Genomic DNA, 15,260 nt, shown 5'->3' with positions numbered 1-15,260 from the left:
AGGGAGGAAATGTGGAAAAAGTGGCTATTTTCGCAAAATTTTCTGTAATCGCGCCTGCTCCCAGCGGCTGAACCAGCCGCGCAGGACAAATACCCGCAAACCGCGAATCACCATCAACCCGCCCCAGATCCCCACCGGCCACCAGAACCAGTTGTACTCGGGCGAGGTCACGCGGCAAATCACAATCAGCAGCACGCTGGCCAGCAGATAGATAATAATACCTCGGTAAAAGCGACTTTCACTGCGGACTTGATGACGCGCGGCTTCGATATTCAGGTCTAGGGCGTTATCGGGCGAACTCCCTGCCGCCCCCTGCTCTCCCACTAGCTCGGCCACTTTAATATCAAAGGCGGCGGCCAGCGCGCCCAACGTCTCTAGGCTGGCCTGCTCGCCATTCTCGATACGCTGAATGGTGCGCACGCTGAGGCTGGTCAGCTCGGCCAACTGCTCCTGCGACCAGGCGCGGGAGAGCCTTAATTGCTTAATACGGTTCTGATTCATCATTTCACCTTTAGAAAATACAGGACACCGCAACAGCATGCAGCCAGACACTAAAAAGCAACACGACATAAGCCCGACAGCGACCTGACAGCAAGGTGACATCAGGGCGCAAGCGGGCTGACGCTTAATTATGGCGTATGCAGATTCTTTTGCGCCAGTGGCTGCACCGGCTCAGGTTTGATGCGCATTGCAACAATCACCCCAATCACCAGACAGGCGATACCGGCTAAGGTCATCAGCGGCGGCCACTGCTGGCGCAGCAGGAAGGCGTAGCCCAGACCGGCCAGAATTTCGAACACAATTAGCGGCCCCAGCAGCACGGTGGGCAAGCGCTGGCTGGCTTCGTTCCAGCAGAGTGCGCCTACCCATGAGCAGAACACGCCAATGGCGATCATCAGGCCGATAAACACCCACGGGCGCGGGCCGAACGGCAGCGCGATGCCGGAATGGCTGATCGACAGCTGGGCGCAAACCAGCAGGAAAGCGACCGTCGCCAGAGGCAGGGTCACGAGGCCCTGCGCCGCCGACCAGGTGATTGGCGACTTGTCCGGGTTTTCGCGCAGCCAGCGGGCATTGCGCAGCGGGAACCAGGTCCAGCAGGCCAGCGCGGCTAAGGCCATGGCGATACCCGTGCCGTAGCGCCATGGGTCAAACGGCTCGGTATTGCCCTTCAGCTCGGCCACGTTGACCAACCCCAGACCCAACGCAATCACCAGCAGAGCCGGCGTGAGCTTACGCCACGACAGCTTGCCCTCCTTCTGGCCATAAAACAGGTTGGCCGAAACCGAGATAACCACCGGCAGCGTGCCGATAATCATGGTGGAAATCGGCGAGCCGGTGCGCTGAATGGCGCTGGCGAGGAAGAAGTAATAGATCAGGTTGCCGATCACCGTCTGCTTTAGCGCTTCAATCCAGTCGGCGCGCGACAGCTCGCGCAACGCGTCGCGTTTGATCCACGCCACCACCAGCGCAATCGCGCCAAAAGCCACGTAACGGCCGGTGGACTGCATCGACGCCGGATAGTCCGGCACAATCATCGGCCCAACAAAAATCAGTCCCCACATTAAACCCGAAGCCAGGGCGAACAGGACGCCTTTTAACATTTTTAACCTCTAGAAAACATCTACATGCCGTCAGGGTAAAGAGAGGCGTCGGGGCTGTATTGTAGGAAATTGCGCACTTGGCGAAGAAGGGTAAAGCGAGGAGTTAACGCATTGGAGGGTTATTTACCGGCCGCGACCTGCTTTTGATAACGCACCGGGGTCGAGCCATAGCGGTTGGAGAAGGCGCGGGTCAGGTGCGCCTGATCGGTCAGGCCAACGCTGAAGGCCACCTGCGCGGCAGGGATGCCAAAACTCAGCATGCGCTTGGCTTCGTTGAGGCGAATTGCCATCAGCATCTGGTGCGGCGTGACGTGCATCTGCTGTTTGAATTTCCGCAGGAAGTGGTACGGGCTGAGGCTCACCAGCGACGCCAGCTCATCCAGGGTGATGCTGTTGGCGAAGTTTTCCCGCAGATACTCGGTCACTCGGTCAAAACGGTGGGCAGGCTCGGAGCGCAGCCGATGCCCGACGTGAGAGTGCGGGCGCAGCAGGTCAGTCACCGCCAGCATCAGGCCATCGCGGGTCAGGGCATCGTCGGTTTCCCACAACCCGGAAAGCAGTTGCGACAGCTGCCGCGCAGCGCGCGGGTCGTGACGCACGGCGTCGGTGAACCAGCGAGCGCGTTCGCCGGACAGCGCTTCAAACACCTGCGGCTCGATGTAAATCATGCGATAGAGCCAGCCGCCTTCGGTTTCCGACTGGCCGGTGTGAATCTCATCCGGGTTCATCATCACCAGCGAACCCGCCGACGCCAGATGGTCAGCGCCGCGATAGCGAAAACGCTCGGCGCCCTGTTCAATGGCGCCAATGCCAAAAGCCTCATGGGAGTGAGGCTCAAAAGCATAGCGATCAATGTGCGCGTGATACAGCTCCACGCCGGGCAGCTGTGGCAAGGCCTTAAACTGCGCGCAGTCTTTGTCGTAGGGGAAAAGCTCCGGTACGCCCTGCATCGTTTGCCCTCCTCTATCAGACTGGCGGTTAAGTGAGTCCGATAAGGATAGCATTTTTAACGTCAGAGCGGATTCACCCGCTGATTAATAGCGCTGACGGAAATCAGTTCGGCAATGCTGCCTACGTTGAGTTTTTGCAGCACGCTTTTCTTCTGCGCACTGGTTGTTTTCGGGCTGCGATTGAGGATTTGGCTGATCTCATTGTTCGACTTACCCTGAGCTCACAGGCACTGATGCGGTGGGCTAAGCCCGAGGGACGCGTCCGATCGTCTGACGCCGCGCGCGGGACAAGGCTTGAAACCTACGGCTCAGGGGTTCAAAATATAACCTGTGTCCTGTAGGAACTCCGCCCGGCCAATTTATGAAAACACCCAAACCACGTCGCCCTCACGGACGATGGACTTACTACATTATGTATGAAGATATTCTGTGGCCTTGCCCGGTCCGTTGGGAATGGGAAAGCGGCTACGGCGGCTGGCTGCCCTTTTACTATTCACCGACCTTTGAATTTGTGGCGGGCGACCCGGATAAAGCGCTGAAAATCGTCAAAGGCAAAGCCAAGCCCATTCGCAACTCTGTAATATAAACTCAGCACCACGCAGAACACTGCTAAGCTTAAACCAACCGGTTATTTTCTACACCGTTCATCCGTGAAGCTTCCTCGCTATTTCTTCACTCAATTTGCGTACCCACATCGTCGTGTCTAAGCCTGTCCTTTTGCGTACGCATAAGGAATGTTTGCGTGAAAATCCCGTTCAGTGATTGGTTTAAAAGTCATAAAGATCAGCCGGCTTCAGCCGGTAGTACGAAAGAAAATCAGGAAACTTCCGCCATTCAAGCGGAGTTATTCTCAGTAGATCAGATGGAGCGCTATGGCCGAAAGCTGGCGCAATCCCATAAGCTGTCGAGCAAAAAAGCGCCTTATTACCTGCTCAAACGGCTGGATGCCAATGAAACCATGCTGACGCGTAACTGTCAGATCCTCAGCACGGGCGACAAAAAAAGCATCGCCCCCGCTGGCGAGTGGCTGCTCGATAACTTTTATCTGATTGAAGAACAGATTCGCCTGGTGCGTCAGCTGTTGCCGAAAAACTTCGGTAAAGGCCTGCCCGCGCTGGCTGCGCCGCACAACTGCCCGCGCATCTATGACATCGCTACCGAGGTTATCGCCCACAGCGACGGCCACTGGGATGCCACCACCCTGACGCGTTTTATGACCGCCTACCAGAAAGTCACGCCGCTGAAACTGGGCGAGCTGTGGGCGCTGCCCGGCATGCTGCGTCTGGCGCTGATTGAGAATCTGCGGCGAGTGAGTATCGACGTGGCGAAGGCCCAGCAAGAGCGCAATCTGGCCGACCGCTGGGTGAACAAAATGCAGGACACCGCCGAAAACGACCCGGCGCGTTTGATCATCGTGATCGCCGACATGGCGCGCACCAACCCGCCGCGCACCAGTGCCTTTGTCGCCGAGTTAGTGCGCCGACTGCAAGGCCACGGCTCGATGCTGGCCCTGCCGTTGACCTGGATTGAGCAGCGTCTGACCGAGGTCGGCCTGACCACCTCTGAGCTGATTGCCCGTTTCAACCAGCAGTTAGCCGTCAGCCAGCTCTCCGTCAGTAACAGCATTATTGGCCTGCGCCAGTTGAATGAGATGGACTGGGCGGACTTCGCCGAAAGCATGAGTCTGGTGGAGAGCATCTTGCATCAAGACCCGGCGGGCATTTATCCGACCATGCACTTCGACACCCGCGATAATTATCGCCACGTGATTGAGATGCTGGCGCGCCACTGTATTTATGATGAAGCCGGCGTTGCCCGGCAGGTGATTGCCCTGACCCAAGCCGCGCCGCCGGACAGCCGCATGCGCCACGTCGGCTATTTTCTGGTGGATAAAGGCCGCGATGCGCTCGAGAAGCATCTGGTTATCCGCTATTCGGCCCTCAGCCGTTTTCGCCAGCAGCTTAACAAAACCCCCTTGCTGTCATGGCTGGGCAGCCTGAGCCTGCTGATCACCGCCCTCACCGCCGATCTGCTGCTGCACACCCACGATCGAGGCATGACCTGGCCGCTATGGCTGCTGGCTATTCCGATTGTGATTGTCTGTAGCCAGTTTGTGATGAGTTTACTGAGCGAAGCCACCACCCGCAGCCGCACGCCGCACCCTTTGCCACGGCTGGATTTCTCCAAAGAGATCCCCGAACGCTTCAGCACGCTGGTGGTCATTCCCTGCCTGCTCGGCAGCCGCGCGGGGATTGACGCCTTGGTCAACAGCCTTGAAGTCTGTTATCTCGGCAACACCCGTGCTCACCTCTATTTCGCCCTGATCGCCGATTTTCACGACAGTAACACCCGTTATCGCGACGCCGACGATCGCCTGCTGGAATACGCCACGGCGCAAATCGAGCTGCTCAATCGCCGCTATCCGCAGGCACCCGACGGACTGTTCAGCCTGCTGCATCGCGAAAGTGAGTTCAACCCGTCGCAAGGCGTATGGATGGGCTATGAGCGCAAACGCGGCAAGCTGAGCGCCCTTAACCACTGGCTGCGTGGCCAGAGCAACGCCTTCTCCACCGTGATTGGTGCCACTCAGCAACAGCTCTCCAAGGTGAAGTACGTTATTACCCTCGACAGCGATACCGTGCTGCCCCGCGCCACGGCCCATCAGCTGGTTGCCGCCATGGCCCACCCGCTCAACCATCCGATTTTTGACGCTGAACTTGGTCGAGTGGTCGAGGGCTACGCCATCCTGCAACCGCGACTGGCCGAGGAGATCCCGCGCTACGGTCAGGGGCGCTACGCCGCCCTGAGCAGCAGTAAGCCGGGCAATGATCCTTACTCCTCCATGTCGTCAGACATCTATCAGGACCTGTTTGGCGAAGGATCTTTTGTCGGCAAGGGCATCTACGATGTCGATATGTTCACTCAGGCTACCCATAACACCTGCCCGGAAAACCTGGTACTCAGCCATGACCTGCTGGAAGGCTGCTACGCCCGTTCCGGCATGCTGAGCGACGTGGTGCTGTATGAACAATATCCGGCCAACTATCTGGTGGACGCGGCGCGCCGTTCGCGCTGGATCCGCGGCGACTGGCAGTTGCTCAACTGGCTGCGCCTGCGGGTGCGGCGGGCCGATGGCACGCGCCACGCCAACCCGCTAAGTACCCTGTCGCGCTGGAAACTGCTCGACAACCTGCGCCGCAGTCTGGTGGCGCCAAGCCTGCTGGTGATGCTGTTTTGCACCATCACGATAGTGCCCAATCCGGCCTACTGGCTGGGCTTTATCGCCACGCTGCTGCTATTCCCGACGGCGGTGGCGCTGCTGTTAGACCTGCTGAATAAAGGTCCGCGACGCCCGCTGTTGCAGCATGTCAAAACCGTGTTGGCCTCGACCCTGACTCGCGTGTCGCACCTGTTACTGACCCTCAGTACCCTGCCGCACGAGAGCTATTACAATCTGAAGGCTATCCTCGTCACCCTGTGGCGGCTGGCCATCAGCCATAAGCATCTCAATGAGTGGGCCAGCTTCGACGCCAGTAAAACCCGCTATTCGCTGTCGCCGGAGAACTTCTACCGCGCCATGTGGGTTAACCCGCTGGCCGGGGTGCTGTTTGTGCTGCTGACCCTGCACTTCAACCCGCTGTATATGACGCTCGCCGTGCCGCTGGGCGTCCTGTGGTTCTTCGCGCCGCGCCTGCTGAGCTGGATGAGCAAAACGCCGGGCAAACCTCAGGCGGATATCAACCTGAAACAGCGCCGCTTCCTGCGCCAGACCGCCCGCGAAACCTGGGCCTTCTTCGCCACCTTCGTGAATAAAGACGAGAACTGGCTGCCGCCGGATAACTATCAGGAGGTGCCGGAGCCGGTGATTGCTCACCGCACCTCGCCGACCAATATCGGCCTGTCGCTGCTGGCCAACATGACGGCGATGGACTTCGGCTATATCACGCAGGGCGATCTGCTGCTGCGCACCACCAATACGCTGGATACGCTGGACAAGCTCGAGCACTATCGCGGCCACCTCTATAACTGGTATGACACCCGCACCCTCGCGCCGCTCAATCCGCGCTATATCTCCAGCGTCGATAGCGGCAATCTGGCCGGGCACTTGCTCACTCTGAGCACCGGGCTGGCGGCCTTGCGCCATCTGCCCGCGATTGACATCAAACAGGTACTGGCGGGGATCGAAGACACCCTCTATCTGGTGGAAAGCGGCGCGGGGACCGGCAAACGGGAAACCCTCAAGCCACTGCGCCAGCACTGGCTTAACGCCAGCGGACTGCCGCAGCATCAGGTGTTCGATGAGCTAAATGCCATGCTGACTCTGACCTCGACGCTGCTGCTAGAACCCAATGGCGACGTGCGCTGGCTGAGTGCGCTCAAGGTGCAACTGAGCGAATTTTGCCAAGAGTGGGCGCTGCTTTATGGCTGGATGCAGCAAGAGCCGAGGGGCAAAGTGCTGCCTTCGCTAGTCTGGCTGTCTCAGCTGGAAGGCAAGGTGCCGGGGCTGAACCGGGCCAAAATCGCGCTGACCGTCACCCTGGCGCGTAAGCGGCTGGTGCTGATTAGCGAACTGGAAAAACGCCTCGCCGACCATGCGCGGATGGACTTCAAATTCCTCTACAACACCACCACCAGCCTGCTGAGTGTCGGCTATAACTGCGACATTAATAAGCTGGATAGCGGTCATTACGACCTGCTTCCTTCGGAGATTCGCCTCACCAACTACTTCACCATTGCCACCAACCAACTGCCGCAGAAAAGCTGGTTTGCCCTCGGCAGGCTGTTTACCCAGATAGACAAAAAGCCGTCGCTGATGTCGTGGAGCGGCTCGATGTTTGAATATCTAATGCCGCAGCTGGTGATGCCGGGCTATCCCGACACCCTGCTGGTGCAGATGTGCCGCGCCGCCGTGAAACGCCAGATTGACTGGGGTAACGAGCACGGCGTGCCGTGGGGGATTTCTGAATCGGCCTACGCCTCCTTCGACCCCAACCATAACTACCAGTATCACGCGTTCGGCGTGCCGGGCCTGGGCCTGAAGCGCGGCTTGGGCGAAGACATGGTGATCGCCCCGTATGCCACGCTGATGGCGCTGGTGGTCGAGCCGCAAAAAGCCTGTAGCAACCTGCTCGAGCTGGAGGCGCTGGGCGCGCGCGGCCAGTATGGCTTCTACGAGGCGCTGGACCACACCCCGTCGCGCCTCAACCGTGGGCAAAGCTACGTGATTGTGCGCTCTTATATGGCGCACCATCAGGGTATGGGCTTCCTCGCGCTGTCGCATTTGCTGCTCGACGCGCCGATGGTCGATCGCTTCGCCGCCAATACCTCATTCCAGTCGGCGCGCCTGCTGCTGCAAGAGCGCGTGCCTGACGCCGTGGATCTCTACAGCCCGCGCCGCCAGTTTGAATCCGTAGAGGGTTCGCTACAGGCGGTGAATGTGGATATTCGCGAATTCAACAATGTGGACAGCCCTATTCCCGAAGTGCAGTTGCTGTCGAACACCCATTACCACCTGATGCTGACGCAGGCGGGCGGCGGCTACAGCACGTGGCACAATCTGGCGCTGACCCGCTGGCGCGAAGATGCCACTCGCGACCAGCGTGGCACCTTCTGCTATATCAGCGACCCGCAAACCGGCGAGGTGTGGAGCAACGCGTGGCAGCCGCTGGGGCTGAAGGCCAGCCAATATCAGGCAGTATTTACCGACGCCAGCGTGGAGTTTAAGCGCACCGAAGGCCAGCTGATCATGCACACCAAGATCGTGGTATCGCCGGAAGATGACGTCGAACTGCGCCGAATGACCTTGACTCATCGAGGCCGCCAGCCGAGGGTCATCGAGATAACCACTTATGCCGAAGTGGTGCTGGCCCCCGCCGCCAATGACCTGACCCACCCGGCGTTCAGCAATCTGTTTATCCAGACTGAATTAGTGCCCGACCGCGAAGGTATTCTGTGCCACCGCAGGCCGCGTGAGGAGAACGAGGCCTGCCCGTGGCTGTTCCACATGCTGGCTATTCATGGCCCGACCGACCGCGAAACCTCGTTTGAAACTGACCGCGCCGCCTTTATTGGTCGTGGGTATACTTCCGCTGACCCACAGGCGCTGGCCAACCCCGGCACGCTCGGCAACAGCGCGGGGCCGGTGCTGGATCCTATCGTCGCCATCCGCCAGCGGGTGGTGCTCAAGCCCGGCGTGCCGCTGGTGATCGACATGGTTTACGGCATCACCCCTGAGCGCCACCTTAGTCTGGCGATGATGGAGAAATACCGTGACCACAACATCGCCGACCGCGTGTTCGAGCTGGCCTGGTCGCACAGTCAGGTGACTTTGCGCCAGATAAACGCCAATGAGGATGACGCTAACTTCTACAATCGGCTGGCCAGCGCGGTGCTGTTCCCAAGCGCCGAACTGCGCGCCGATGCCCAAACCTTGGGTCGGAACCGTCGCGGGCAGTCCGGCCTGTGGGGCCACGCGCTCTCCGGCGACTTGCAGATCGTGCTGCTGTCGATCACCAGTGCGGAGAACATCCTGATGGTCACGCATTTGATTCGTGCCCATAACTACTGGCGTCTGAAAGGGCTGAGCGTGGATTTGGTGATCCTGAGTAACGATCAGGGCGGCTATCAGCAAGAGTTGCACAATGAGATCATGAGCCGCGTGGCGGCCGGTGCCGAGTCGAGCCTGATGGACAAGCCGGGCGGCATCTTCGTGCGCAAAGGCGAGCACATGACCTCGGAAGACCGCACCCTGCTGATGAGCGTCGCCAGCATTTGGTTCGACGACCGCCACGGCGGGTTGCTTGACCAGTTCAACCAAAAAATGCAGCAGCCGCAGAACATTCAGCCGCTGCTGGTGCCGATGTCGATTCTGCCGAAGAACCTGCATGCGCCGCGCGAGTTTGACACTCACTCGCTGAGCTTCTTCAACGGCCTAGGCGGTTTCTCGCCGGATGGCCGCGAGTACCAAATCCTGCTGCCAGAGGGCAAAAACACCCCTGCCCCTTGGTCCAACGTGATAGCCAACGCCAACTTCGGCACGGTGATCTCCGAAAGCGGGCAGGCTTACACCTGGTTTGAAAACGCCCACGAATATCGCCTGACGCCATGGGAAAACGACCCGGTGACCGACGGCTCCGGCGAGGCTTTCTACCTGCGTGACGAAGAGAGTGGCGAAGTTTGGTCGCCCATGCCGCTGCCAGTTCGTGGCGACGGCGACTATTTAACCCGCCACGGCTTTGGTTACAGCCGCTTTGAGCATCGCCAGAGTGGCATCGACAGCGAGTTAACCGTGCTGGTGGCGGAACACGCGCCGGTGAAGCTGTTTATTCTTACTCTGAGCAACAGCTCGGGCCGCCCGCGTAAGCTGTCGGCTACGGGCTATGTCGAATGGATCATGGCCGATCTGCGGGCGAAATCCGCCATGCACGTGATGACGCGCAGCGCCTCGGTGGACAAAGGCTGCGGCGTGTTGGCGACCAACTACTACGGCAGCAATGGATCGGAGCGCACCGCCTTCTTCGCCGTCACAGGCGTTCACTGCTCGGTGAGTGGCGACCGGCGCGAATTCTTGGGGCGCAACGGTTCTCCGCGCGCCCCGGCGGCGATGCAGCTTCAGCGTCTGTCCGGCAAAACCGGCGCGGGGCTTGACCCTTGTGGCGCAGTGCAGTCGGCCACCACGCTGATTGACGGCGACCAGCGCACCTTCGTCTTCACCCTCGGCCTTGGGCAAAACGCGCAGGACGCTGAACAGCTGATCCGCCAATTCCTTGATGAAAACGCGGCCCGCCGCGAGCTGGACAACATTCACCACCACTGGCATCAGGTGCTGGATAAAATTCAGATCCACACGCCGGAGCCGTCCGTCAACCTGCTGACCAACGGCTGGCTGATTTACCAGACGCTGGCCTGCCGCATTATGGCGCGCAGCGGCTACTACCAGTCCGGCGGCGCTTTTGGTTTCCGCGACCAGTTGCAGGACACCCTCTCTCTGACCCACGCCGCGCCGGAGCGGATGCGCGAACAGATCCTGCTCTGCGCGTCCCGCCAGTTCGCCGAGGGTGATGTCCAGCACTGGTGGCATCCGCCGTCAGGCAACGGCGTGCGCACGCGCTGCTCAGACGACTATCTGTGGCTGCCGCTGGCGATGTGCCACTACATTGACGTGACGGGGGACGTGGCGATTGCCGACCAGCCGGTGGGTTATATCGAAGCGCGGCTGCTGGCACCGGAAGAGGAGTCTTTCTACGAGCAGCCGACCCTCAGCAACCTCAACGAGACACTGTTCGAGCACGGGGTACGCGCCATTAAACATGGTCTGAACTTCGGCAAAAATGGCCTGCCGCTGATGGGCGCGGGGGACTGGAATGACGGCATGAACAACGTCGGCATTAAGGGTCAGGGAGAGAGCGTCTGGCTGGGCTTCTTCCTCTACAACGTGTTGCAGCGCTTTGCGGCGCTGGCCGAAAGATTGGGCAAATCCGACATCGTCACCCTGTGCCAGCAGCAGGCGGCGACGTTGAAACAGAACCTGCACGATAACGCGTGGGACGGCGAATGGTACCTGCGCGGCTACTTCGACAGCGGCGAAACCTTGGGTTCTCATCTCAACAATGAGTGCCAGATTGACGCCATCGCCCAGAGTTGGTCGGTACTTTCCGGCGCGGGCGACCCCGAACGCAGCCAGCAGGCGATGAAACAGTTGGATAACCGTTTGGTGGATGATCAGGCCGGGCTGATTCGCCTGCTCACCCCGCCGTTTAACGGCGACGGGCCAAACCCCGGCTACATTCGCGGCTACTTGCCGGGCGTGCGGGAGAACGGCGGGCAGTATACCCACGGCGCGATCTGGGCCGTAATGGCCTTCGCCGAAATGGGCGATATTGAACGGGCGTGGCAGCTGATGTCGCTCATCAACCCGATCAACCACAGCCTGAATGCCGAAGGGGTAGACCGTTACAAGGTCGAGCCTTACGTCATCACTGCCGACATCTGCACCGTCGACCCGCACAACGGGCGCGGCGGCTGGAGCTGGTACACCGGCTCAGCGGGCTGGACCTATCGCCTAATCACAGAGTCGCTGCTGGGCATTAAGCGCCACGGCGAGTTTATCTCCATCCATACCCGCCTGCCTACCCACTGGCCGCAGGTCAGCCTGACCTATCAACAGGGCAGCAGCCAGTACCACATCACGGTGAAACGCGGCGAAAATGGCTATCAGGTGGTGATGGACGGGCAACCTCTATTCGACGGTATGATCCCGGTGCGGGATGATGGCGTAAACCATCAGGTGGAGGTTTGGTTGGCAGAGTAATTCACTTTCCCTATTTCAGCGTATCTCAGCCTTCTCCCTAAAAAGGAGAAGGCCCCTCACGTCGGTTCCCCGCTTTAAGACTATTCTGTACCATTCAAAAATAAATGAATAATTTCATAAAGATACAATAGTTACTTTGCTTACAAATCTTCCCACCCTCGCGCGATTCTTGATCATTTAGTGCGACCAAGCCTGTACAGGTTTTAGATTCTTGTATAGCTTTGTCGTCACGCAGGTGACTATTAGCCATATATTTGAAGGGTGAGGGAACATATGCAGCAATCAAATTCGAAGCAAAATCTGTCTGTAATGGATGCGGCACACTTCTCCACCGAGGTGCTGTTTTCAGAAGAAGAAACCATGGGGCAGATCGTCGTTGAGATTTTAACGGCTGGCAGAAATCTTAACCGTAAAGCACTGTGCGATAAGCTGTTAAACCGAATTGAAACCGCCAAGTCTGGCGCGCAGGAAAAACACTATTTAGCCTGCCTGCAGCTGGTACTTGAGCGCGACGCCTAGAAACAAACCACTTTGAGATGTTGGCACGACCGTATTTCCTCTTGATGCACCGTCATTCCCCATTAACGCACCTGCGTTTAGGGAGAGGGGCTAGAGAGCAACTCTGAGCCTGACACCGATATGCGTTTGTCCAGGTAAGGCATTAGAGGTCATTACTATGTTTAGAAGTGAAGATGAAAAATTGACGGACCTGCTTCTGGGCGAAGCCGTCGTCGCCCTGCTCAAGTCTAAGAGCGCCATTTCCATTGAGCGTCTTCTCACCCAGCTGCAATTTATGGCTGGCCGCGAGAATGACCCTCAACGGAAACGGATGTGCGAACAGGTCATAAACGAGATCCGCCACGGTGCGAAAGACCAGCAGGGGCGGTTCACTTACGAAATCTACAGCACGGACAACGTGCGACACTTTTTTAATGCTGAAGGGCCATCCGATGAACGTAAAAAGCACTAACACCACCGATTTGGATATGCTTGAGCACCAAGACACCAACGCCACGCGGGGCATGGGGTCAATTTCCGATGAAGTCACCCAGCACCATGTTTACCAACATTTTGCCAAGTCAGGAGATATGTACTCCTCCGAAACTGAAGCGTTGGGCGGCGCCATCCGCGCCATCTTGGCCCAACGCGGCAAAGTGACGAATAAAGACATTATTCTGCATCTGATCATGCAGCTTGAAACCACCAACGATGTTGTTCAGCTCGACATCCTGCGCAACGCGCTGGAGCTGGTGGTGGGCATTACGCCTGACGACGCGGTGTTTTAATCGCGGGCGCAACCTAGCGTTATTGTAAACGCATCCCAACATTAGCCATTTTTGGACAATGTTGGGATGCGTTTTTTGTTTAATCCTCCCTCTCCTTAGTTGACTCCCTGACCAACTTTCCCCGCCACAAACAACTCCAAAAACAACCGTTTATACATCAGTGACAACCTTAAACTTTTCGTGACACCCCCCTTTAGCACCTCAATTGCAGGCAGAATAAAATCAGAGCGGTGTTTATGACATTTTTGTCATTCAGCCGTCATTCATTGGCCCTTGTTGGTTTGGCAGGATAACAGCGTGCGAAGTTGTCACCGTCCAAAACAATAAAAATTTGTGCCCTTATCCTGCTGTGAGGAAACACCATGCTGATCCTTATCCTTGCCTACCTCGGTGGCGTGCTGACCATCGCCAGCCCCTGTATTTTACCCGTGCTGCCCTTCGTGTTTGCGCGTTCAGACCAATCTTTCGCCCGCACCGGCCTGCCTTTATTGGCGGGGATGGCGCTGACATTCACGCTGGTGGCGACGCTGGCGGCAGTGGGCGGCGGCTGGGTGGTGCAGGCTAACCAATATGGTCGCTGGCTGGCGCTGATATTGATGGCGGTGTTTGGCGTCACGCTGCTGTTCCCAAGCATTGGCGAACGCATGATGCACCCGCTGGTGTCGGCAGGAAATCGCATGACCAATGCTCTGACCGTCGGCAAGAAGCCGCAGGTCGGTACATCATTTTTACTCGGCATCGCCACCGGCCTGCTGTGGGCACCCTGCGCGGGACCGATTTTAGGCTTGGTGTTGACCGGCGCGGCGCTGCAAGGGGCTAACGTTGGCTCAACCTTGCTGCTGCTGGCCTACGCGGCGGGGGCCGTGACGTCATTGACGCTGGCCCTGCTGATTGGCGGCAAAGTGTTTAGCGCCATGAAACGCTCATTGGGCGCGGGCGAGTGGATCCGTCGGGGCTTGGGTGCCGCAATGCTGCTCGGCGTGGTGGCAATCTCCCTCGGGCTGGATACCGGCGTGCTGGCGCGTATTTCCACAGCGTCTACCGGGGGCTTCGAGCAGAGCTTAATCAACAAATTCGGCGCCAATGGCCCTGTTAAAACCGCCTCGGTCAGCACTGAAAACGGCGCGCCGCTGCTGGATAACCAAGGCCCGATGCCTTCCCTTGACGGCGCGGTGCAGTGGTTGAACTCGCCACCGCTGACGGCAGAGTCTCTGCGCGGCAAGGTGGTGTTGGTCGATTTCTGGACCTACTCCTGCATCAACTGCCTGCGCGCCCTGCCCTACGTTAAAGCTTGGGCAGACAAATATCGCGATCAGGGTCTGGTGGTGATTGGCGTCCACGCGCCGGAGTTCGCCTTCGAGCGCGACATCAATAATGTCACCAAAGAGGCGCAGAAGCTGGGCATCGACTACCCGATTGCTATCGACAACAACTACAGCATCTGGCGCGCCTTCAACAACCAATATTGGCCTGCGCACTACTTTATCGACGCCAAGGGGCAGATTCGCCACAGCCACTTCGGTGAAGGGGATTACGCCCAGTCCGAGCAGGTGATCCAACAGCTGTTGCGCGAAGCGGGAGCCAAAAACGTCACCACCACCCTCAGTCAGGTGCAGGGTCAAGGCGTCGAGCAGGCGGCTGACCAGAACAGCGCCCCACTCTCTCCAGAGACCTATTTGGGTTATATGCGCGCCGAGAACTTTGTCTCAGAGAGCGCGGTGAGCGATGCCCCGGCGGATTACACCCTGCCAACGCATCTGGATTTGAACTCGTGGGGGCTGGCAGGTCGCTGGACCATCGGCGGCGAGAACATTCAGCTTAATGGCCCGGCCGGGCGCATCTCCTACCAGTTCCATGCGCGTGATTTGCACTTGGTGCTGGGTCCGGGGAAAAACGGCAAGCCGGTGCATTTCAAAGTGCTGCTCGACGGCAAAGCGCCGGGCGCGATGCACGGCACGGATATCTCTCCAGAAGGTGACGGCGTGGTGACTGACCAGCGTTTATATCAGCTGATCCGCCAGTCGGATAATCAGGGCGACCACACCTTCACCATTGAATTCTTAGACAGCGGCGTGACGGCTTACGCCTTCACCTTTGGTTAAAAACCTGC

General features: G+C 58.5%; 9 protein-coding genes and 1 pseudogene. 6 read left to right on the top strand and 4 right to left on the bottom strand.

From position 1 onward, the window contains the following. Positions 1-24: 24 nt before the first annotated feature. From SBO83_RS00605 to SBO83_RS00590, 4 genes and pseudogenes are all read right to left on the bottom strand, one after another. Positions 25-504: a 2TM domain-containing protein gene (locus SBO83_RS00605; protein WP_396130131.1), complete on the bottom strand. Its 480-nt coding sequence runs from the start codon at positions 502-504 to the stop codon at positions 25-27. Positions 505-629: 125 nt separating this feature from the next. After that, positions 630-1,604: an EamA family transporter gene (locus SBO83_RS00600; RefSeq protein WP_396130130.1), complete on the bottom strand. Its 975-nt coding sequence runs from the start codon at positions 1,602-1,604 to the stop codon at positions 630-632. 119 nt (positions 1,605-1,723) lie between these two features. Continuing rightward, positions 1,724-2,554, bottom strand: coding sequence for an AraC family transcriptional regulator (locus SBO83_RS00595; protein WP_396130129.1), 831 nt, complete (start codon positions 2,552-2,554; stop codon positions 1,724-1,726). 62 nt (positions 2,555-2,616) lie between these two features. Continuing rightward, positions 2,617-2,763: pseudogene (locus tag SBO83_RS00590) on the bottom strand (LuxR C-terminal-related transcriptional regulator); the annotation flags it as partial. A gap of 152 nt (positions 2,764-2,915) precedes the next feature. Between SBO83_RS00590 and SBO83_RS00585 the strand changes: the two are divergent. The 6 genes from SBO83_RS00585 (at position 2,916) to SBO83_RS00560 (ending at position 15,252) form a co-directional block, all read left to right on the top strand. Then, positions 2,916-3,140 carry a hypothetical protein gene (locus SBO83_RS00585; protein WP_353501205.1) on the top strand — a complete coding sequence of 75 codons (225 nt, stop codon included), beginning with the start codon at positions 2,916-2,918 and terminating at the stop codon, positions 3,138-3,140. 156 nt (positions 3,141-3,296) lie between these two features. Then, the gene (locus SBO83_RS00580) at positions 3,297-11,864 is read left to right on the top strand and encodes a GH36-type glycosyl hydrolase domain-containing protein (protein ID WP_396130128.1); all 8,568 of its coding nucleotides are present in this window, start codon (positions 3,297-3,299) and stop codon (positions 11,862-11,864) included. A gap of 273 nt (positions 11,865-12,137) precedes the next feature. After that, complete coding sequence (ycgZ, locus tag SBO83_RS00575; protein ID WP_353501204.1) at positions 12,138-12,383, top strand: regulatory protein YcgZ; 246 nt, start codon at positions 12,138-12,140, stop codon at positions 12,381-12,383. 157 nt (positions 12,384-12,540) lie between these two features. Beyond that, positions 12,541-12,834 (top strand): hypothetical protein, encoded by a 294-nt coding sequence (locus SBO83_RS00570; RefSeq protein WP_353501203.1) that lies wholly within the window; start codon positions 12,541-12,543, stop codon positions 12,832-12,834. Beyond that, positions 12,815-13,150, top strand: a complete 336-nt coding sequence (locus SBO83_RS00565) for a biofilm/acid-resistance regulator YmgB/AriR (RefSeq protein WP_353501202.1) — start codon at positions 12,815-12,817, stop codon at positions 13,148-13,150. Before SBO83_RS00570 ends, SBO83_RS00565 begins: the two co-directional genes overlap by 20 nt. A gap of 362 nt (positions 13,151-13,512) precedes the next feature. Further along, complete coding sequence (locus SBO83_RS00560; protein ID WP_396130127.1) at positions 13,513-15,252, top strand: redoxin family protein; 1,740 nt, start codon at positions 13,513-13,515, stop codon at positions 15,250-15,252. Positions 15,253-15,260 lie beyond the last annotated feature (8 nt).

Source organism: Ewingella allii (assembly GCF_044430645.1).
Classification (GTDB): domain Bacteria; phylum Pseudomonadota; class Gammaproteobacteria; order Enterobacterales; family Enterobacteriaceae; genus Ewingella; species Ewingella allii.
Note: the sequence above shows the minus strand (reverse complement) of the source record. Positions and strands in the feature narration are given on the sequence as shown.